The 16,074-nt window shown below is 70.5% G+C and carries 26 protein-coding genes; all 26 read left to right on the plus strand.

Annotation, left to right across the window (positions count from 1 at the left end; genetic code table 11):
• Positions 1-651, plus strand: a 651-nt coding sequence (gene rplD / locus DVA66_RS06835) for a 50S ribosomal protein L4 (protein ID WP_114559400.1), incomplete at its 5' end; no start/stop codon positions are given.
• Positions 648-959: a 50S ribosomal protein L23 gene (rplW, locus tag DVA66_RS06840; protein ID WP_198671549.1), complete on the plus strand. Its 312-nt coding sequence runs from the start codon at positions 648-650 to the stop codon at positions 957-959. The genes rplD and rplW, both read left to right, overlap by 4 nt.
• 40 nt (positions 960-999) lie before the next feature.
• On the plus strand, positions 1,000-1,836 hold the full coding sequence (gene rplB / locus DVA66_RS06845) for a 50S ribosomal protein L2 (RefSeq protein ID WP_114559401.1): 837 nt from the start codon (positions 1,000-1,002) through the stop codon (positions 1,834-1,836).
• 17 nt (positions 1,837-1,853) lie between these two features.
• Positions 1,854-2,135 (plus strand): 30S ribosomal protein S19, encoded by a 282-nt coding sequence (rpsS, locus tag DVA66_RS06850; RefSeq protein ID WP_114559402.1) that lies wholly within the window; start codon positions 1,854-1,856, stop codon positions 2,133-2,135.
• A 29-nt stretch (positions 2,136-2,164) separates the two neighbouring features.
• Positions 2,165-2,569: a 50S ribosomal protein L22 gene (gene rplV / locus DVA66_RS06855; protein ID WP_114559403.1), complete on the plus strand. Its 405-nt coding sequence runs from the start codon at positions 2,165-2,167 to the stop codon at positions 2,567-2,569.
• A 2-nt stretch (positions 2,570-2,571) separates the two neighbouring features.
• Entirely contained in the window at positions 2,572-3,384 is an 813-nt protein-coding gene (gene rpsC, locus DVA66_RS06860; protein WP_114559404.1) for a 30S ribosomal protein S3, read from the plus strand.
• Entirely contained in the window at positions 3,384-3,803 is a 420-nt protein-coding gene (gene rplP, locus DVA66_RS06865; RefSeq protein WP_114126509.1) for a 50S ribosomal protein L16, read from the plus strand. Before rpsC ends, rplP begins: the two co-directional genes overlap by 1 nt.
• Positions 3,803-4,075, plus strand: coding sequence for a 50S ribosomal protein L29 (gene rpmC, locus DVA66_RS06870; protein WP_114559405.1), 273 nt, complete (start codon positions 3,803-3,805; stop codon positions 4,073-4,075). The genes rplP and rpmC overlap by 1 nt, the downstream gene beginning before the upstream one ends.
• A 2-nt stretch (positions 4,076-4,077) precedes the next feature.
• Positions 4,078-4,377, plus strand: a complete 300-nt coding sequence (gene rpsQ, locus DVA66_RS06875; RefSeq protein WP_114559406.1) for a 30S ribosomal protein S17 — start codon at positions 4,078-4,080, stop codon at positions 4,375-4,377.
• A gap of 103 nt (positions 4,378-4,480) precedes the next feature.
• Complete coding sequence (gene rplN, locus DVA66_RS06880; RefSeq protein WP_114126512.1) at positions 4,481-4,849, plus strand: 50S ribosomal protein L14; 369 nt, start codon at positions 4,481-4,483, stop codon at positions 4,847-4,849.
• A complete protein-coding gene (rplX, locus tag DVA66_RS06885) occupies positions 4,850-5,230 on the plus strand; it encodes a 50S ribosomal protein L24 (RefSeq protein ID WP_114559407.1) in 381 nt (126 codons plus the stop codon). It begins immediately after the preceding gene.
• Positions 5,230-5,868, plus strand: a complete 639-nt coding sequence (rplE, locus tag DVA66_RS06890; protein ID WP_114559408.1) for a 50S ribosomal protein L5 — start codon at positions 5,230-5,232, stop codon at positions 5,866-5,868. The genes rplX and rplE overlap by 1 nt, the downstream gene beginning before the upstream one ends.
• A gap of 8 nt (positions 5,869-5,876) precedes the next feature.
• On the plus strand, positions 5,877-6,062 hold the full coding sequence (locus DVA66_RS06895) for a type Z 30S ribosomal protein S14 (RefSeq protein ID WP_114126515.1): 186 nt from the start codon (positions 5,877-5,879) through the stop codon (positions 6,060-6,062).
• A 172-nt stretch (positions 6,063-6,234) separates the two neighbouring features.
• Positions 6,235-6,642, plus strand: coding sequence for a 30S ribosomal protein S8 (rpsH, locus tag DVA66_RS06900; RefSeq protein ID WP_114126516.1), 408 nt, complete (start codon positions 6,235-6,237; stop codon positions 6,640-6,642).
• A 26-nt stretch (positions 6,643-6,668) separates the two neighbouring features.
• On the plus strand, positions 6,669-7,211 hold the full coding sequence (rplF, locus tag DVA66_RS06905) for a 50S ribosomal protein L6 (protein ID WP_114126517.1): 543 nt from the start codon (positions 6,669-6,671) through the stop codon (positions 7,209-7,211).
• 2 nt (positions 7,212-7,213) lie between these two features.
• Complete coding sequence (rplR, locus tag DVA66_RS06910) at positions 7,214-7,597, plus strand: 50S ribosomal protein L18 (RefSeq protein ID WP_114126518.1); 384 nt, start codon at positions 7,214-7,216, stop codon at positions 7,595-7,597.
• Between the two features lie 24 nt (positions 7,598-7,621).
• A complete protein-coding gene (gene rpsE / locus DVA66_RS06915; RefSeq protein ID WP_114559409.1) occupies positions 7,622-8,215 on the plus strand; it encodes a 30S ribosomal protein S5 in 594 nt (197 codons plus the stop codon).
• Positions 8,215-8,397 carry a 50S ribosomal protein L30 gene (rpmD, locus tag DVA66_RS06920; RefSeq protein WP_114559410.1) on the plus strand — a complete coding sequence of 61 codons (183 nt, stop codon included), beginning with the start codon at positions 8,215-8,217 and terminating at the stop codon, positions 8,395-8,397. The genes rpsE and rpmD overlap by 1 nt, the downstream gene beginning before the upstream one ends.
• A gap of 1 nt (position 8,398) precedes the next feature.
• Positions 8,399-8,839 carry a 50S ribosomal protein L15 gene (rplO, locus tag DVA66_RS06925; RefSeq protein ID WP_114559411.1) on the plus strand — a complete coding sequence of 147 codons (441 nt, stop codon included), beginning with the start codon at positions 8,399-8,401 and terminating at the stop codon, positions 8,837-8,839.
• Positions 8,840-8,966: 127 nt separating this feature from the next.
• On the plus strand, positions 8,967-10,277 hold the full coding sequence (gene secY / locus DVA66_RS06930; RefSeq protein WP_114559412.1) for a preprotein translocase subunit SecY: 1,311 nt from the start codon (positions 8,967-8,969) through the stop codon (positions 10,275-10,277).
• A 31-nt stretch (positions 10,278-10,308) separates the two neighbouring features.
• Positions 10,309-10,872, plus strand: a complete 564-nt coding sequence (locus DVA66_RS06935) for an adenylate kinase (protein WP_198671550.1) — start codon at positions 10,309-10,311, stop codon at positions 10,870-10,872.
• Between the two features lies 1 nt (position 10,873).
• On the plus strand, positions 10,874-11,701 hold the full coding sequence (gene map, locus DVA66_RS06940; RefSeq protein ID WP_114559413.1) for a type I methionyl aminopeptidase: 828 nt from the start codon (positions 10,874-10,876) through the stop codon (positions 11,699-11,701).
• Between the two features lie 187 nt (positions 11,702-11,888).
• Entirely contained in the window at positions 11,889-12,722 is an 834-nt protein-coding gene (locus DVA66_RS06945; protein WP_114559414.1) for a sugar phosphate isomerase/epimerase family protein, read from the plus strand.
• A gap of 29 nt (positions 12,723-12,751) precedes the next feature.
• Entirely contained in the window at positions 12,752-13,522 is a 771-nt protein-coding gene (locus DVA66_RS06950; protein WP_114559415.1) for an SDR family NAD(P)-dependent oxidoreductase, read from the plus strand.
• Between the two features lie 136 nt (positions 13,523-13,658).
• Positions 13,659-15,089: a GntP family permease gene (locus tag DVA66_RS06955; protein ID WP_114559416.1), complete on the plus strand. Its 1,431-nt coding sequence runs from the start codon at positions 13,659-13,661 to the stop codon at positions 15,087-15,089.
• 25 nt (positions 15,090-15,114) lie between these two features.
• Entirely contained in the window at positions 15,115-15,984 is an 870-nt protein-coding gene (locus tag DVA66_RS06960) for an NAD(P)-dependent oxidoreductase (protein ID WP_198671551.1), read from the plus strand.
• The last annotated feature ends 90 nt before the right edge of the window (positions 15,985-16,074 follow it).

Below are 16,074 nucleotides of genomic sequence, written 5' to 3' on the forward strand. Positions count from 1 at the left end.
GGCCAGAAGTCCGGCAGCACCGACCTGCCGGCCGAGCTCTTCGACGCACCGGTCAACATCCCGCTGATCCACCAGGTCGTGGTGGCCCAGCTGGCCGCCGCCCGCCAGGGCACCCACGCCACCAAGACCCGCGGCGAGGTCCGCGGCGGTGGCGCCAAGCCGTGGCGCCAGAAGGGCACCGGCCGCGCCCGCCAGGGTTCGCGCCGCGCGCCCCAGTGGACCGGCGGTGGCGTCGTGCACGGCCCGACCCCGCACGGCTACGGCCAGCGCACGCCCAAGAAGATGATCGCCGCCGCCCTGCGCGGTGCGCTCAGCGACCGGGCCCGCGACGGCCGGGTGCACGTGGTCTCCGACCTCGTCACCGACGGCGTGCCGAGCACCAGGAAGGCGCTGGCCGCGATCACCGCGGCCGCCGGCGAGGCCAAGGTGCTGGTCGCCCTGCACCGCGACGAGGACGCGGCCTACCTGAGCCTGCGCAACGTGCCGAGCGTGCACGTGCTCGCCGTCGACCAGCTGAACGCCTACGACGTGCTGTGCGCGGACGCGGTGGTCTTCACCTCCGCCGCGCTGGAGACCTTCGCCGCCGGCCCGGTCTCGGCTGGCGCGAAGGCCGTCGCTCGCGAGAGCGAGATCGAGGAGGAGCAGAAGTGACGCAGCCGCTCAAGATCCGCGACCACCGCGACATCCTGCTGGCCCCGGTGGTGAGCGAGAAGACCTACTCGCTGCTGGATCAGAACAAGTACACGTTCGTGGTCGCCCCGCAGGCCAACAAGACCGAGATCAAGATCGCCGTCGAGAAGGTCTTCGGCGTCAAGGTCACCTCGGTCAACACGATGAACCGCAAGGGCAAGACCCGCCGCACGCGCTACGGCGTGGGCAAGCGGCCCGACACCAAGCGCGCGATCGTCACGGTCGCCGAGGGCCAGCGGATCGACATCTTCGGCGGCCCGGCCGCCTGACCGGCCGGCTGCACCAGACAGACAAGGACGAATAGACCTCATGGGTATCCGTAAGCACAAGCCGACAACGCCGGGCCGTCGTGGCTCGTCGGTTGCCGACTTCGTCGAGCTGACCCGGTCGACGCCGGAGAAGTCCCTGTTGCGCCCCAACCCCAAGACCGGGGGCCGCAACAACACCGGCCGCATCACGACCCGTCACATCGGCGGTGGGCACAAGCAGGCCTACCGCATGGTGGACTTCAAGCGCTACGACAAGGACGGCGTGCCGGCCAAGGTCGCTCACATCGAGTACGACCCCAACCGCACCGCCCGCCTGGCGCTGCTGCACTACGCCGACGGGGAGAAGCGCTACATCATCGCCCCGGTCCAGGTGACCCAGGGTGCGGTCGTGGTCTCCGGCGAGGGCGCCGACATCAAGCCGGGCAACAACCTGCCGCTGCGCAACATCCCGGTCGGCACCACCGTGCACGCGGTGGAGCTGCGCCCGGGCGGCGGCGCCAAGCTGGGCCGCTCCGCCGGTGCCTCCATCCAGCTGGTGGCCCGCGAGGGCCGGCACGCCACGCTGCGGATGCCGTCGGGCGAGATGCGGATGGTGGACGTCCGCTGCCGCGCCACCGTCGGTGCCGTGGGCAACGCCGAGCAGTCCAACATCAACTGGGGCAAGGCCGGCCGGGCCCGGTGGAAGGGCAAGCGCCCGACCGTGCGCGGCGTGGCGATGAACCCGATCGACCACCCGCACGGCGGTGGTGAGGGCAAGACCTCCGGTGGTCGCCACCCGGTCAGCCCGTGGGGCAAGCCCGAGGGTCGCACCCGCAACCCGAACAAGGCGAGCAGCCGCCTCATCATCCGTCGCCGCAAGTCCGGCAAGAAGCGCTGATCAGGAGTTAGCAAGAGATGCCACGCAGCTTGAAGAAGGGCCCGTTCGTCGACGACCACCTGCAGAAGAAGGTGGACGTCCAGAACGAGAAGGGCACGAAGAACGTCATCAAGACCTGGTCGCGCCGCTCGATGATCATTCCGGACATGATCGGCCACACCATCGCGGTGCACGACGGCCGCAAGCACGTCCCGGTCTTCGTCAGCGAGGCGATGGTGGGCCACAAGCTCGGGGAGTTCGCGCCCACGCGGACCTTCAAGGGCCACGTGAAGGACGACCGGAAGGCTCGCCGCCGCTGACGCGGTGGTGAGACAGACAAGGAAGAGACATGAGCACCTCTGAGAAGGAGCGCCCCACCCGGCGCAAGGCCCTGCTCGGTGACCGTCCCGGTTCGTACGCGATCGCCCGCCACGTCCGGATGTCGCCGACCAAGGTCCGCCGCGTGGTCGACCTGGTCCGTGGGATGGACGTGTCGGAGGCCCTGACGGTCCTGCAGTTCGCCCCGCAGGCGGCCAGCGACCCGGTCCGCAAGGTGGTGGCCAGCGCCGCCGCCAACGCCGAGAACACCGACAACCTGCGCACCGACGACCTCTACGTCAGCCAGGCGTTCGTGGACGAGGGCGTCACCATGCGCCGGATCCGTCCGCGGGCGAAGGGCTCGGCCTCCCGCATCCTCAAGCGGGGCAGCCACATCACCGTCGTCGTCGAGCCGCGTACCGCCAAGGAGGCCTGAGCATGGGACAGAAGGTCAACCCGAACGGCTTCCGCCTGGGTATCACCACCGATCACAAGACCCGGTGGTACGCCGACAAGCAGTACGCCGCGCTGGTGGGTGAGGACGACAAGATCCGCAGCTACCTGACCAAGTCGCTGGAGCGCGCCGGCATCTCCTCGGTGGAGATCGAGCGCCGCAGCGAGCGGGTCACCATCTTCCTCTACGCCGCGCGTCCGGGCATCGTCATCGGCCGCAACGGTGCCGAGGCGGAGCGGGTCCGTGGCGACCTGGAGAAGCTGACCGGCAAGCAGGTCCAGCTGAACATCCTCGAGGTCAAGAACACCGAGACCGACGCCCAGCTGGTCGCCCAGGGCGTGGCCGAGCAGCTGAGCGCCCGGGTGGCGTTCCGCCGGGCCATGCGCAAGGCGCAGCAGACCGCGATGCGCTCCGGTGCCAAGGGCATCCGGATCAAGTGCTCCGGTCGTCTGGGCGGTGCGGAGATGAGCCGCTCGGAGTTCTACCGCGACGGCCAGGTGCCGCTGCACACGCTGCGCGCCGACATCGACTACGGCTTCTTCGAGGCCCGCACCACCTTCGGCCGGATCGGCGTGAAGGTCTGGATCTACAAGGGCGACGTCTCCGGCACCCGTGCCGAGCGCGCCGCTCAGAAGGCCGCCCGCCAGAAGGCGCCGGGCCGTCCGCGCAACCAGCGCGGCGGCGAGCGTCGCCCGGGTCGTGGTGACCGTCCGGAGCGCGGCGGACGCCGTCGTGCCGAGGCTGCCGAGGCCACCTCGGCAGCTCCCGCCACCGAGAACGCAGGAGCGCAGAACTGATGTTGATCCCACGCAGGGTCAAGTTCCGCAAGCAGCACCACCCCAAGCGCGACGGTGCGGCCAAGGGCGGGACCACGCTGGCCTTCGGTGACTTCGGGATCCAGGCCCTCGAGGGCGCCTACGTCACCAACCGGCAGATCGAGTCGGCGCGTATCGCGATGACCCGTCACATCAAGCGAGGCGGGAAGGTGTGGATCAACATCTACCCCGACCGTCCGCTGACCAAGAAGCCCGCCGAGACCCGGATGGGTTCGGGCAAGGGCTCCCCCGAGTGGTGGGTGGCCAACGTCAAGCCCGGACGCGTGATGTTCGAGCTCTCCGGTGTGAGCGAGGACGTGGCCCGCGAGGCCATGCGGCTGGCGATCCACAAGTTGCCGATGAAGGCTCGCTTCATCCGGCGTGAGGCAGGTGAGAACTGATGGCGAAGGCACTGAACACCACCGAGCTGCGCGGCCTGAGCCGTGAGGCGCTGGAGAAGCAGGTGGTGGAGCTGAAGGAGGAGCTGTTCACGCTCCGCTTCCAGGCGGCCACCGGTCAGCTGGAGTCGCACGGTCGCCTGCGCGCCGTCCGCAAGGACATCGCCCGGATCTACACCGTGATCCAGGAGCGCAACCTCGGCATCGTCAGCGACCCTGACGCCGCCGAGCCCGAGACCCCCGGAACCATGGCAAGCGCGAGCGAGAAGGCCTGAGCATGAGCGAGACCACCAACCCGACCGAGACCGGCGCCACCACCGCGACCGAGCGCACCGCGCGCAAGGTCCGCGAAGGCGTCGTGGTGAGCGACAAGATGGACAAGACCATCACCGTCCTGGTGGAGGACCGCGTCAAGCACAAGCTGTACGGCAAGGTCATGCGGACCTCGGAGCGGCTGAAGGCCCACGACGAGGAGAACTCCGCCGGAGCCGGTGACCGGGTGCGGATCATGGAGACCCGCCCGCTGTCGGCCACCAAGCGCTGGCGCCTGATCGAGATCCTCGAGCGCGCCAAGTAAGCCAGTCGACGCACGGCCGGTACGGACACCACCGGTCTGCTTCATCCAACCAGTTCTGCCAGGCCCGGACCCCGGGAACCGGTGAGACAACCAGGAGACAGAAATGATCCAGCAGGAGTCGCGGCTCAAGGTCGCCGACAACACGGGTGCGAAGGAGATCCTCTGCATCCGCGTGCTCGGTGGCTCCGGCCGACGGTACGCCGGCATCGGTGACACCATCGTGGCCACGGTGAAGGACGCCATCCCCGGCGGCAACGTCAAGAAGGGCGACGTCGTCAAGGCCGTCATCGTGCGCAGCGTGAAGGAGCGTCGCCGTCCCGACGGTTCCTACATCAAGTTCGACGAGAACGCCGCCGTCATCCTCCGGGCCGACGGTGAGCCCCGCGGCACCCGCATCTTCGGTCCCGTCGGCCGGGAGCTCCGCGAGAAGAAGTTCATGCGGATCGTGTCGCTCGCCCCGGAGGTGATCTGAATGGCACAGCGCAAGCTGCACGTGAAGAAGGGTGACCGCGTGAAGGTCATCGCCGGCAAGGACAAGGGCCTGGTCGGCGAGATCCTCTCGGTCAGCCCCGAGAACCAGAAGGTGACCGTCGAGGGCGTCAACGTCGTCAAGCGTCACCGTCGCGAGAGCCAGACCCAGGGCGGACGCCGGGTCGAGGGCGGGATCATCTCCAGCGAGGCCCCGATCCACGTCTCCAACGTCCAGCTGGTCGTCAAGGACGACAACGGCGACGAGGTCGTCACCCGGGTCGGCTACCGCCGTGACGAGGTCACCAAGAAGCGGCCCGACGGCACCGAGTACCAGGGCTTCCGCTCCGTGCGGATCGCCCGCAAGACCGGGAAGGAGATCTGATGTCGACCGCGACCGAGGAGACCACCACCGCCGTGGCCCCGCTGCCGCGTCTGCAGCAGCGCTACCGCGACGAGATCCGTACCGCCCTCCAGGAGGAGTTCGGCTACGCCAACCCCATGCAGATCCCCGGCCTGGTCAAGGTCGTGGTGAACATGGGTGTGGGTGACGCCGCCCGCGACTCCAAGGTGATCGACGGCGCCGTGCGCGACCTGACCACCATCACCGGGCAGAAGCCGTCGGTGACGAAGGCCCGCAAGTCCATCGCGCAGTTCAAGCTGCGCGAGGGTCAGGCGATCGGCTGCCACGTCACCCTGCGCAACCGCCGGATGTGGGAGTTCGCCGACCGGCTGATCAGCCTGGCGCTGCCCCGTATCCGCGACTTCCGCGGGCTGAACGCCCACCAGTTCGACGGTCAGGGCAACTACACCTTCGGTCTCAACGAGCAGGTCATGTTCCACGAGATCGACCAGGACCGCATCGACCGGGTGCGCGGCATGGACATCACCTTCGTCACCAGCGCGACCAACGACGCGGAGGGCCGGGCGCTGCTGAAGCACCTGGGCTTCCCCTTCAACGACAACCCGAGGCCGGCCCGGGCCCGCGCCAAGGGTCCCGCTTTCAGCCGGAAGAAGAAGTGAGCTAACCGATGGCCAAGAACGCACTGAAGGTCAAGCAGGCCCGCAAGCCCAAGTTCGCCGTCCGCGCCTACACCCGCTGCCAGCGGTGCGGCCGGCCCCGCGCCGTGTTCCGCAAGTTCGGCCTGTGCCGGATCTGCGTGCGCGAGCTCACCCACGCCGGCCAGCTGCCCGGGGTCACCAAGTCCTCCTGGTGACACCCGGCGCCGGCGGCGAGGTGCCCGGACGCCACGTCCGAGCCCGCACGCGCGCGTCCGAGCCGACCCCCACGTCCTGAGCCCGTCGAAGGACGAACACCCAGTCCAACGCCACAGGTCCCCGGCCCACCCGGTCGCGGGAAACCATGGTGAGAAAGAAGAACGTGACGTCATGACCATGACCGACCCGATCGCAGACATGCTGACCCGTCTGCGCAACGCCAACCAGGCGTACCACGACTCGACCTCGATGCCGCACAGCAAGATCAAGGTCGGCATCGCCGAGATCCTCAAGGAGGAGGGCTACATCTCCTCCTACGAGGTGCTCGAGCCCGCCGAGGGCGAGGTCAGCAAGACGCTGAAGCTCACCCTCAAGTACGGCCAGAACCGCGAGCGGTCCCTGGCGGGTGTGCGACGGATCTCCAAGCCGGGGCTGCGGGTGTACGCGAAGTCCACCAACCTGCCGAAGGTCCTCGGCGGTCTGGGCATCGCGATCATCTCCACCTCCCAGGGCCTGCTCACCGACCGTGCGGCCAATGCCAAGAGCGTGGGCGGCGAAGTGCTCGCCTACGTCTGGTGAGCGACGAGAGCTGAAGGAGAACAGACATGTCCCGCATCGGTAAGCTGCCGATCACCGTCCCGGCCGGTGTCGAGGTGTCCCTCGACGGCCAGCAGGTCGTGGTCAAGGGCCCGAAGGGCTCGCTGTCGCACACCGTGGCCTCGCCCATCACCATCGCCCGCGCCGAGTCCGGCGAGCTCGAGGTCAGCCGTCCCGACGACGACCGCGTGAGCAAGTCGCTGCACGGTCTCACCCGGACCCTGGTGGCCAACATGGTCACCGGCGTGACCGAGGGCTACGAGAAGAAGCTCGAGATCGTCGGCGTCGGGTACCGCGTCATCAGCAAGGGCCCGAACGCGCTGGAGTTCAACCTGGGCTTCAGCCACCCGGTCAACGTGACCGCGCCGGAGGGCATCACCTTCACCGTCGAGACGCCCACCCGCTTCAGCGTGGTCGGCATCGACAAGCAGGCCGTCGGCGAGACGGCCGCCCGGATCCGCAAGATCCGCAAGCCGGAGCCGTACAAGGGCAAGGGCGTGCGGTACGCGGGCGAGCACGTGCGCCGCAAGGTCGGAAAGGCTGGTAAGTGACCATGGGCATCTCGTTGTCCGCTCCCAAGCACACGGCGCCCAAGCGCGCCTCCCGGCTGCGTCGGCAGGTCCGCGGGCGCAAGAAGGTGTTCGGCGCCGCCGACCGCCCGCGCCTGGTCGTCACCCGGTCCTCCCGGCACCTGTTCGTCCAGGTGATCGACGACACCCGCGGCCACACCCTGGCCTCGGCCTCCACCATGGAGCCGAGCCTGCGCACCGCCACCGGCGACAAGTCGGACAAGGCGAAGCAGGTCGGCGCCCTGGTGGCCGAGCGGGCCAAGGCCGCCGGCGTCACCCAGGTCGTCTTCGACCGGGCCGGGAACAAGTACCACGGTCGGATCGCTGCGCTGGCCGACGGGGCCCGCGAGGCCGGTCTCGGCTTCTGACACGACAGAACGGAAGGTAGAGCGATGAGTGGAACCCAGCGCCGCGGAGGCGGCGGGGGAGAGCGTCGCGGCCGGGACGACCGTCGTGGCCAGGCGCAGGACAAGAACCAGTACCTCGAGCGCGTGGTGGACATCAACCGCGTCGCCAAGGTGGTGAAGGGCGGTCGCCGGTTCAGCTTCACCGCGCTGGTCGTCGTCGGTGACGGCGAGGGCATGGTGGGTGTCGGCTACGGCAAGGCCAAGGAGGTGCCCGCGGCGATCGCCAAGGGCGTGGAGGAGGCGAAGAAGAACTTCTTCCGCGTCCCCCGCATCCAGGGCACCATCCCGCACCCGGTGCAGGGCGAGAAGGCGGCCGGTGTCGTCATGCTGCGTCCGGCCTCCCCGGGTACCGGTGTGATCGCCGGCGGCGCCTGCCGTGCGGTGCTCGAGTGCGCCGGCGTGCACGACGTGCTCGCCAAGTCGCTCGGCTCCTCGAACTCGATCAACGTGGTGCACGCCACCGTCGAGGCCCTGCAGATGCTGGAGCAGCCCGAGGCCGTCGCCGCCCGCCGCGGCAAGGCCGTCGAGGACGTCGCCCCGGCCGCGCTGCTGCGCGCCCAGCAGGGGGTGACGTCCTGATGGCGACCCTCAAGGTCACCCAGACCCGGTCCGACATCGGGTCCAAGCAGAACCAGCGGGACACCCTGCGCAGCCTCGGCCTGCGCCGCGTCGGCGCGACCGTCGAGGTGCAGGACCGTCCCGAGATCCGAGGCATGATCACCACGGTGACGCACCTCGTCACCGTCGAGGAGGTCGACTGACATGGCACTGAAGGTGCACCACCTTCGTCCCGCCCCCGGTGCCAAGACCGCCAAGACCCGCGTGGGTCGCGGTGAGGGCTCCAAGGGCAAGACCGCCGGTCGCGGTACCAAGGGCACCGGCGCGCGCAAGAACACCCCGGAGAACTTCGAGGGTGGGCAGATGCCGCTGCACATGCGCACCCCGAAGCTGCGCGGGTTCAAGAACCCGTTCCGCACCGAGTACCAGGTGGTCAACCTGGACCGCCTGTCGACGCTGTTCCCCGAGGGTGGGCAGGTCGGCGTGGCGGACCTGGTCAGCAAGGGTGCCGTCCGCGACGGCCAGCTGGTCAAGGTGCTCGGCACCGGCGAGGTGTCGGTGGCCCTGCAGGTGAGCGCGCACAAGTTCTCGGCCTCGGCCAAGGACAAGATCGCGGCAGCCGGCGGCACCACCACCGAGCTGTAAGCACCACCGCGACTCCGGAGGGGGGCGTGCTCCAGAGGGAGCCGTCCCCCTCCTGCGCTTGATAGGGTCCCGAGGGTTGCCCTGACGGCGATCCGACTCCGCACCACAGAGAAGAGAGGGCTCGGAAGTGCTTTCCGCCTTCGCCAACGCGTTCCGGACACCGGACCTGCGTAAGAAGATCCTGTTCACCCTGGGGATCATCGCGCTGTTCCGGGTGGGCTCGGTCGTGCCCGTCCCCAACGTCGACATCCAGCAGGTGGACGCCTGTCGCCGGCTCGCCGAGACGGGCGAGCAGGCCGGGCTCTACTCCCTGATCAACCTCTTCTCCGGAGGGGCGCTGCTGCAGCTGGCGATCTTCGCGCTGGGCATCATGCCCTACATCACCGCGAGCATCATCCTGCAGCTGCTCACCGTGGTGGTGCCGCGGCTGGAGGCCCTCAAGAAGGAGGGCCAGTCCGGCACCGCGAAGATCACCCAGTACACCCGTTACCTGACGCTGGTGCTGGCGGTGCTCAACTCCACCGCCTTCGTCACGCTGGCCGTCAACGACCAGCTGTTCGTCGGCTGCCCCAACAGCGTGGTGTACAGCAAGGACATCTTCCCGGTCGTGGTGATGGTGCTCACCATGACCGCCGGCACCGGTCTGGTGATGTGGCTGGGCGAGCTCATCACCGAGCGCGGCGTCGGCAACGGCATGTCGGTGCTCATCTTCACCCAGATCGCCGCCACCTTCCCGACCGCGCTGTGGGCCATCAAGGCCGCCCGCCCGGGTGCCAGCGGCTGGATCGTGCTGCTGCTGGTGGTCGCGGTCGGCCTGGTGGTGATGGCCGCGGTCATCTTCATGGAGCAGGGCCAGCGCCGCATCCCCGTGCAGTACGCCAAGAAGATGGTGGGCGGCCGGCTGCTGGGCGGCACCACCACCTACATCCCGCTGAAGGTCAACCAGGCCGGCGTCATCCCGGTCATCTTCGCCTCCTCGATGATGTACCTGCCGGTGCTGTACTCCCAGTTCCAGCCCGAGAGCAGCATCAGCTCCTGGATCCAGCGCTACTTCGTCAACGGCGACCACCCGCTCTACATGGTGACGCTGTTCCTGCTGGTCGTCTTCTTCGCCTACTTCTACGTCTCGATCACCTTCAACCCGCAGGAGGTGGCCGAGAACATGGCCAAGTACGGCGGGTTCATCCCCGGCATCAGGGCCGGCCGGCCGACGGAGAACTACCTCTCCTTCGTGCTCAACCGCCTCACCCTGCCCGGCGCGATCTACCTCGCTGTCGTGGCGCTGCTGCCCTCGATCGCCTTCATCCTGCTCAACGCCAACCAGAACTTCCCGCTCGGCGGCACCTCGCTGCTCATCGTGGTCGGGGTCGGTCTGGACACCGTGAAGCGGATCGAGAGCCAGCTGCAGCAGCGCAACTACGAGGGCTTCCTGCGATGAGGTCGGGAGCACCGGTCAGGAGGACAGTGCGATGAGGATGCTGATCATGGGCCCGCCGGGAGCCGGCAAGGGCACCCAGGCCAAGGGGGTGGCCGCCCACTACGGGGTACCGGCCATCTCGACCGGCGACATCTTCCGCGCCAACATCAGCCAGGGCACCGAGCTCGGCCGGCAGGTGCAGCAGATCATGGCCTCCGGCGGCTACGTCGGCGACGACATCACCAACGCGATCGTGGCCGACCGGCTCGCCGAGGAGGACACCCGCAACGGGTTCCTGCTCGACGGCTACCCGCGCACGCTGGGCCAGGTGGCGGCCCTGGACGGGCTGCTCGCCGAGCAGCAGACCGCCCTGGACGCCGTCCTGGTGCTCACCGCCGACACCGACGAGCTGGTCGCCCGACTGCTCCGCCGCGCCGAGACCGAGGGCCGCGAGGACGACACCGAGGAGGCCATCCGGGTGCGCCAGAAGGTGTATGCGGAGGAGACCGCGCCGCTGCTCGACGTGTACCGCGAGCGGGGCCTGCTGGTCGAGGTCGACGGGCTGGGTGCCGTCGGCGAGGTCGCCGACCGGATCTTCGAGCAGCTGCCCCGCTGACGTGCTCGGACGGAGCCGGATCGAGCTGAAGACCCCGGCGCAGGTCGAGGTGATGCGCCGTGCCGCGATGGTGGTGCACGAGGCCCTCGAGGCCACCAGCGCCGCCGTCCGTCCCGGGGTCACCACCGCCGAGCTGGACGCCGTCGCGGCCGAGGTGATCGCCTCGGCCGGAGCCACCTCGAACTTCCTGCACTACGGCGCCGACGAGGACGGCCGGGGCGGGTTCACCGGCGTGGTCTGCCTCAGCGTCAACGCCGAGGTGGTGCACGGCGTCCCCGGGCCGCGGGTGCTGGCCGAGGGCGACCTGCTCTCCATCGACTGCGGTGCGGTGGTGGACGGCTGGCACGCCGATGCCGCCCGCACCGTCCCCGTCGGTGAGCCGAGCGTCGAGCGCCGGGCGCTGTCGGAGGCGACCCGACGGGCCATGTGGGCCGGGATCCGGGCGGTCCGTCCGGGCGGGCGGGTCGGCGACATCTCCGCAGCCGTGCAGGCCAGCGTCGAGGCCGAGCCGCAGCGCTACGGGATCGTGGCCGAGTACGTCGGCCACGGCATCGGCTCGCAGATGCACATGGAGCCCGACGTGCCCAACAGGATCGCCCGCGGCCCGTGGCCCGCCGGACGCCGCGGCCCCCGGCTGGTGCCGGGCATGGTGCTGTGCATCGAGCCGATGCTCACCGCCGGCTCCCCGGACACGGTCACCCTCGACGACGGGTGGACCGTGGTCACCCGCGACGGCTCCGACGCCTGCCACTGGGAGAGCATGGTGGCCGTCACCGAGGACGGGATCCGCGTCCTCAGCGAGCCCGACGAGGGCGCCGCCCACCTCTGAGCCCGCCCCGACCGCGTCCCCATCCCAGGGGAGGCGGCGATGCCGGTTGCCTCTGCGCGCCGCCCGCGGGAGACCCCGGGGGCTGCTGTGTCGACCCCCGGCGGATGACGTCCGGGCGTTGACTGTCAACAGTCGGCACTGCTACCGTCCCCGGCGAACCACCCGCGATCCGACAGGCCGACCAACGATGTTCTCTCCTCGTCTGGGCATCTCGTCCATCAGCTTCCGGCACCGCCCGCTGCCGCAGGCGCTGCGGACGATCGCCGACGCCGGGTTCGAGGAGATCGACCTGGGCGCCCTGCCGGGGGTCTGCGACCACGTGCCGTTCGTGCTCGACGAGACCGCCGTGGAGGACGTCCGTCGACAGGTGGCCGGCTCCGGCCTGCGGGTCCGCTCGGTCAACGGCGACGTCGGCGACCTCAACGCCGTGCTCGACGCCGGGCAGCGCGACGCCCGCCGCCAGCACCTGGCGAGACTGCTCCGGCTCACCGCAGCGGTGGGTGCCCGGGCGCTGGTGCTGCCCTGCGGCGCGCTGAGCCACGAGCCGGTCCGCGACCTCGACGCCGACCTCGACCTGGTCGCCGTCGAGCTGGCCGGAGCCGCCGAGCGGGCTGCCGAGGCCGGCGTGGAGCTGTGGACCGAGGCGCTGCACGTGCTGCGGCTCTGCTGCACCCTCCAGCGCGCCACCCGGCTGACCGACCGGCTGGCCGGCACCGACGTCGGCATCGTGCTCGACCTCAGCCACGTGGTCGCCTCCGGCGCCGACCCGGTCGAGGCCGTGCGGGCCTTCGGTGGGCGGATCGCCCACGTCCACCTCCGCGACGCCGTCCCCGGCGACATCCACCTCAGCATCGGGCGCGGCGCCGTCGACTTCGCCGCCGCCCTCGCCGCCCTGGACCGGGCCGGCTACACCGGCCACCTGTCCCTGGAGCTTGAGACCCGCGACGTCACCGAGGAGCAGCGTCCCGCCGCGGCCGTGGCGGCGGGCCGGGCCATCACCACCCTGCTGCAGCCGTCCTGACCACCGAACCACCGTCCCCGAGGAGCACCATGCCCACCCAGCGCACCGCCGTCGTCACCGGAGCCACCTCCGAGAAGGGCATCGGCATGACCACCGCCCACCGCTACGCCCGGGAGGGGTGGGCCGTGGTGGTCCTCGACCTCGACGGCGAGGCGGCGGCCCGGGTCGCGGCCGAGATCGCCGAGCAGCACGGTGTGCCCGCCTTCGGCCACGCCGTCGACGTCGCCGACGAGGCCGCCGTCACCGCCGCCCAGCAGGCGGTGGCCGCCGAGGTGGACGCGGGCCGGCTGCCCCCGGTCGGCGCGCTGGCCAACATCGCCGGCATCACCTCCCCGGTGCCCTTCCTCGATACCACCCTCGAGCTCTGGCACCGGGTGATGGACGTCAACGCCACCGGCACCTACCTCGTCACCCGGGCGTTCCTGCCCGCGATGATCGAGGCCGGCTGGGGCCGCATCGTCAACATGTCCTCGGTCTCGGCCCAGCGCGGCGGCGGCGTCTTCGGCAAGGTGCCCTACTCCGCGGCCAAGGCCGCGATCCTCGGGTTCACCAAGGCGCTGGCCCGTGAGCTCGGCAGCACCGGCGTCACCGTCAACGCGGTCACCCCCGGCGCGGTCGACACCAACATCCGCGTCGGCAGCACCGACGAGCAGGAGGCGGCGATCGTCCGCGACGTGCCGGTCGGGCGGACCGCGACCACCGAGGAGGTGGCCGCCGCCATCACCTTCCTCTCCGCCGAGGACTCCGCCTACCTCACCGGCGTCACCCTCGACGTCAACGGCGGCAGCCACATGCACTGACCGGATCGCACCGGACGGTCCCGGCCACGGCGGCCGCGGCCCGTCCGGTACCGGGTCTCCTGTCCCGCCCCGCACCCGTCGGGGACCACCACCGAACACCGCCGGTCGACCGGCACCCACCCGAACTGGAGTCGTCATGGACAGCATCGTCCTGATCCACCTGGCCATCGCGGTCGTGGGCATCGTCCTGCTGATCGTCTGGGCCAAGATCAATCCCGTGGTCGCGCTGATCGTCGGCGCGCTGTACCTGGCGGTCGCCGGCGGCCTCGGCTTCGACCAGTCGGTGCAGGCGGTCAACGTCGGGTTCGGCAACCTGATGACCGAGGTCGGGCTCATCATCGGCTTCGGCGTGATGATCGGCACCACCCTCTCCGCGACCGGCACCATGCAACGGGTCGTGGACTCCCTGCTCAAGCTGGTGGGACCCAACGGCTCGCCCTACGTGCTCGGGCTGACCTCGGGCATCATCTTCCCCTCCATCTACTTCGACGTCGCGCTGGTCATCCTGGCTCCGATCGCCGGAGCCATCGGCAAGCGGACCGGCAAGAGCATCGCGGCCCTGGCCGGCTCGCTGGCGATCGGGCTGGAGGTCGGCCTGCTGGTCGTCGTCCCCGGCGTCGCCGCCATCGCCGTGGCCGGACCGCTCGGCGTCCCGATCGGCACCCTGCTGCTGTGGGGCCTGCCGCTCGGCGTGCTGTTCATCGTCTGCAGCGTCTTCCTGCACAGCCTGCTGATGCGCAAGATCTTCGACCCGGCCACCGACCGCGACCAGGCCTTCGACGACTCCGTCTTCGGCGAGTCGGTCGAGGAGGAGCGGGCCCGCCTGGAGGCCTCCCGCGGCAGCGGTGCCAGCACCGCCGGCACCACCGAGGTCGCCGCGCGCTCCACCACCGGCACCACCACGACGACCCCGCCGACCCGCCAGCTGCCGCTGCTGGTCGCGATGCTGCCGGTCATCGTGCCGGTCCTGCTCATCGTCGCCGACACCCTCACCGGGATCGCCGGGCAGGACGTCGCCGTGCTCGGCTTCCTCGGCAGCCCGGTGGTCGCGCTGCTCATCGGCCTGCTCATCGGCATCGTCTTCGCCATCCCCGTCGTCACCCGCGACGGCATCGACGAACTCATCACCAAGGGTGCCCAGACCGCCGGCTCGATCCTGCTGTTCACCGGCGTGGCGGGCTCGCTGGGCCAGGTCATCACCGAGGTCGGGATCGGCGACATGCTGGCCTCGCTCTTCGAAGCCAACGCCTCGATCCCGGTGCTGCTGGCCTGGGTGGTCGCCGCCGTGCTGCGGATCGCCCAGGGCTCGGCGTCGGTGGCTGCGATCACCGCCGCCAGCCTGCTCGCCCCGGTGATGGGCACCATCGACGTCCCGGCGATCCTCATCCTGCTGGCCGCCGGCACCGGCGCCGCCTTCGGCGCCCACGTCACCGACAACACCTTCTGGATCTTCAAGCAGATGCTGGGCTTCACCACCAAGGGGACGTTCAAGATCTACACCCTGGCCCAGTCCACCTTCGCCGTCGTCGGGCTCGTGGTCTGCCTGCTGCTCGACCTCGTCCTCTAGTCCCACCACCCACCAGGAGCGACCCGTGACCGCACCGCACCGCATCACCTTCGTCGGCATCGGCGCCATCGGCCTGCCGATGGCCGAGCAGCTGCTCGCGGCCGGGTTCGAGGTCACCGGGGTCGACCCGTTCCCCGCCCAGCGGGAGCGGGCGGCCGCCCGGGGCCTGCGCACCGAGGAGGCGCCGACCTCGGCGGCCGGGGCCGACGTGGTCATCTGCATGGTGGCCACGCCGGACCAGCTGCGGGCCGCGGCGCTGGGGGAGCAGGGGCTGCTCGCCCGCCTGCGCGACGGGGCGGTGCTGGTGGTGATGAGCACCGTCGGGCCGGACGCCGTGCGCGAGGTCGCCGGGGCTGCGCCCGCCGGGGTGCACGTGCTCGACGTCCCCGTCACCGGCGGGGTGGCCCGCGCCACCACCGGCGAGCTCAGCCTGTTCGCCTCCGGCGACCCCGCCGTGGTCGAGCGGGTGCGTCCGGTGCTCGAGGCGCTGGGTACCGTCCGCGACTGCGGCCCCGAGGTCGGCCAGGGCCAGTCCTACAAGGTGGTCAACCAGCTGCTCTGCTCGGTGCACATCGTCGCCGCCGCGGAGGCGCTCGCGCTGGCCGAGCGGCTCGGGCTGGACCCGGAACAGGTGCTCCCGGCCGTCGCCGGCGGCGCCGGCGGGTCGTGGATGCTGTCCGACCGCGGACCGCGGATGCTGCAGGGCCTGGACGCCGACGTCACCAGCACCATCGGCATCTTCGTCAAGGACTCCACCCTGGTGCAGGAGGTCGCCGACCGGGTCGGTCTGGACGTCCCCGTGCTGGCGGCCGCCCGCGCCCGTTACCGGGCCGCCCAGGAGGCCGGCTGGGAGCGGGTCGACGACTCCCAGGTGATCCAGACCTACCGGGGCTGAGGGCCCCCACCGCCCGGGACGACGGACGGGCCCCGGTCCGGAGGCTCCCCTCCGGGCCGGGGCCCGTCCGTGTGGTGCCTCGGGCGGGCG

The organism is Desertihabitans aurantiacus, from assembly GCF_003344635.1.
GTDB classification, from domain to species: domain Bacteria; phylum Actinomycetota; class Actinomycetes; order Propionibacteriales; family Propionibacteriaceae; genus Desertihabitans; species Desertihabitans aurantiacus.

Excerpts from the sequence above, each read along its gene's own strand:
- rplF (WP_114126517.1), top strand. The coding sequence starts at position 6,669 with ATGTCCCGCATCGGTAAGCTGCCGATCACCGTCCCGGCCGGTGTCGAG.
- rpsC (WP_114559404.1), top strand. The coding sequence starts at position 2,572 with ATGGGACAGAAGGTCAACCCGAACGGCTTCCGCCTGGGTATCACCACC.
- rplE (WP_114559408.1), top strand. The coding sequence starts at position 5,230 with ATGTCGACCGCGACCGAGGAGACCACCACCGCCGTGGCCCCGCTGCCG.
- rplB (WP_114559401.1), top strand. The coding sequence starts at position 1,000 with ATGGGTATCCGTAAGCACAAGCCGACAACGCCGGGCCGTCGTGGCTCG.
- rpsE (WP_114559409.1), top strand. The coding sequence starts at position 7,622 with ATGAGTGGAACCCAGCGCCGCGGAGGCGGCGGGGGAGAGCGTCGCGGC.
- rplX (WP_114559407.1), top strand. The coding sequence starts at position 4,850 with ATGGCACAGCGCAAGCTGCACGTGAAGAAGGGTGACCGCGTGAAGGTC.
- rpsQ (WP_114559406.1), top strand. The coding sequence starts at position 4,078 with ATGAGCGAGACCACCAACCCGACCGAGACCGGCGCCACCACCGCGACC.
- rplR (WP_114126518.1), top strand. The coding sequence starts at position 7,214 with ATGGGCATCTCGTTGTCCGCTCCCAAGCACACGGCGCCCAAGCGCGCC.
- rpmD (WP_114559410.1), top strand. The coding sequence starts at position 8,215 with ATGGCGACCCTCAAGGTCACCCAGACCCGGTCCGACATCGGGTCCAAG.
- rpsH (WP_114126516.1), top strand. The coding sequence starts at position 6,235 with ATGACCATGACCGACCCGATCGCAGACATGCTGACCCGTCTGCGCAAC.
- rplV (WP_114559403.1), top strand. The coding sequence starts at position 2,165 with ATGAGCACCTCTGAGAAGGAGCGCCCCACCCGGCGCAAGGCCCTGCTC.
- DVA66_RS06945 (WP_114559414.1), top strand. The coding sequence starts at position 11,889 with ATGTTCTCTCCTCGTCTGGGCATCTCGTCCATCAGCTTCCGGCACCGC.
- rplO (WP_114559411.1), top strand. The coding sequence starts at position 8,399 with ATGGCACTGAAGGTGCACCACCTTCGTCCCGCCCCCGGTGCCAAGACC.
- rpmC (WP_114559405.1), top strand. The coding sequence starts at position 3,803 with ATGGCGAAGGCACTGAACACCACCGAGCTGCGCGGCCTGAGCCGTGAG.
- rpsS (WP_114559402.1), top strand. The coding sequence starts at position 1,854 with ATGCCACGCAGCTTGAAGAAGGGCCCGTTCGTCGACGACCACCTGCAG.
- DVA66_RS06935 (WP_198671550.1), top strand. The coding sequence starts at position 10,309 with ATGAGGATGCTGATCATGGGCCCGCCGGGAGCCGGCAAGGGCACCCAG.
- rplN (WP_114126512.1), top strand. The coding sequence starts at position 4,481 with ATGATCCAGCAGGAGTCGCGGCTCAAGGTCGCCGACAACACGGGTGCG.
- DVA66_RS06895 (WP_114126515.1), top strand. The coding sequence starts at position 5,877 with ATGGCCAAGAACGCACTGAAGGTCAAGCAGGCCCGCAAGCCCAAGTTC.
- DVA66_RS06950 (WP_114559415.1), top strand. The coding sequence starts at position 12,752 with ATGCCCACCCAGCGCACCGCCGTCGTCACCGGAGCCACCTCCGAGAAG.
- rplP (WP_114126509.1), top strand. The coding sequence starts at position 3,384 with ATGTTGATCCCACGCAGGGTCAAGTTCCGCAAGCAGCACCACCCCAAG.
- DVA66_RS06955 (WP_114559416.1), top strand. The coding sequence starts at position 13,659 with ATGGACAGCATCGTCCTGATCCACCTGGCCATCGCGGTCGTGGGCATC.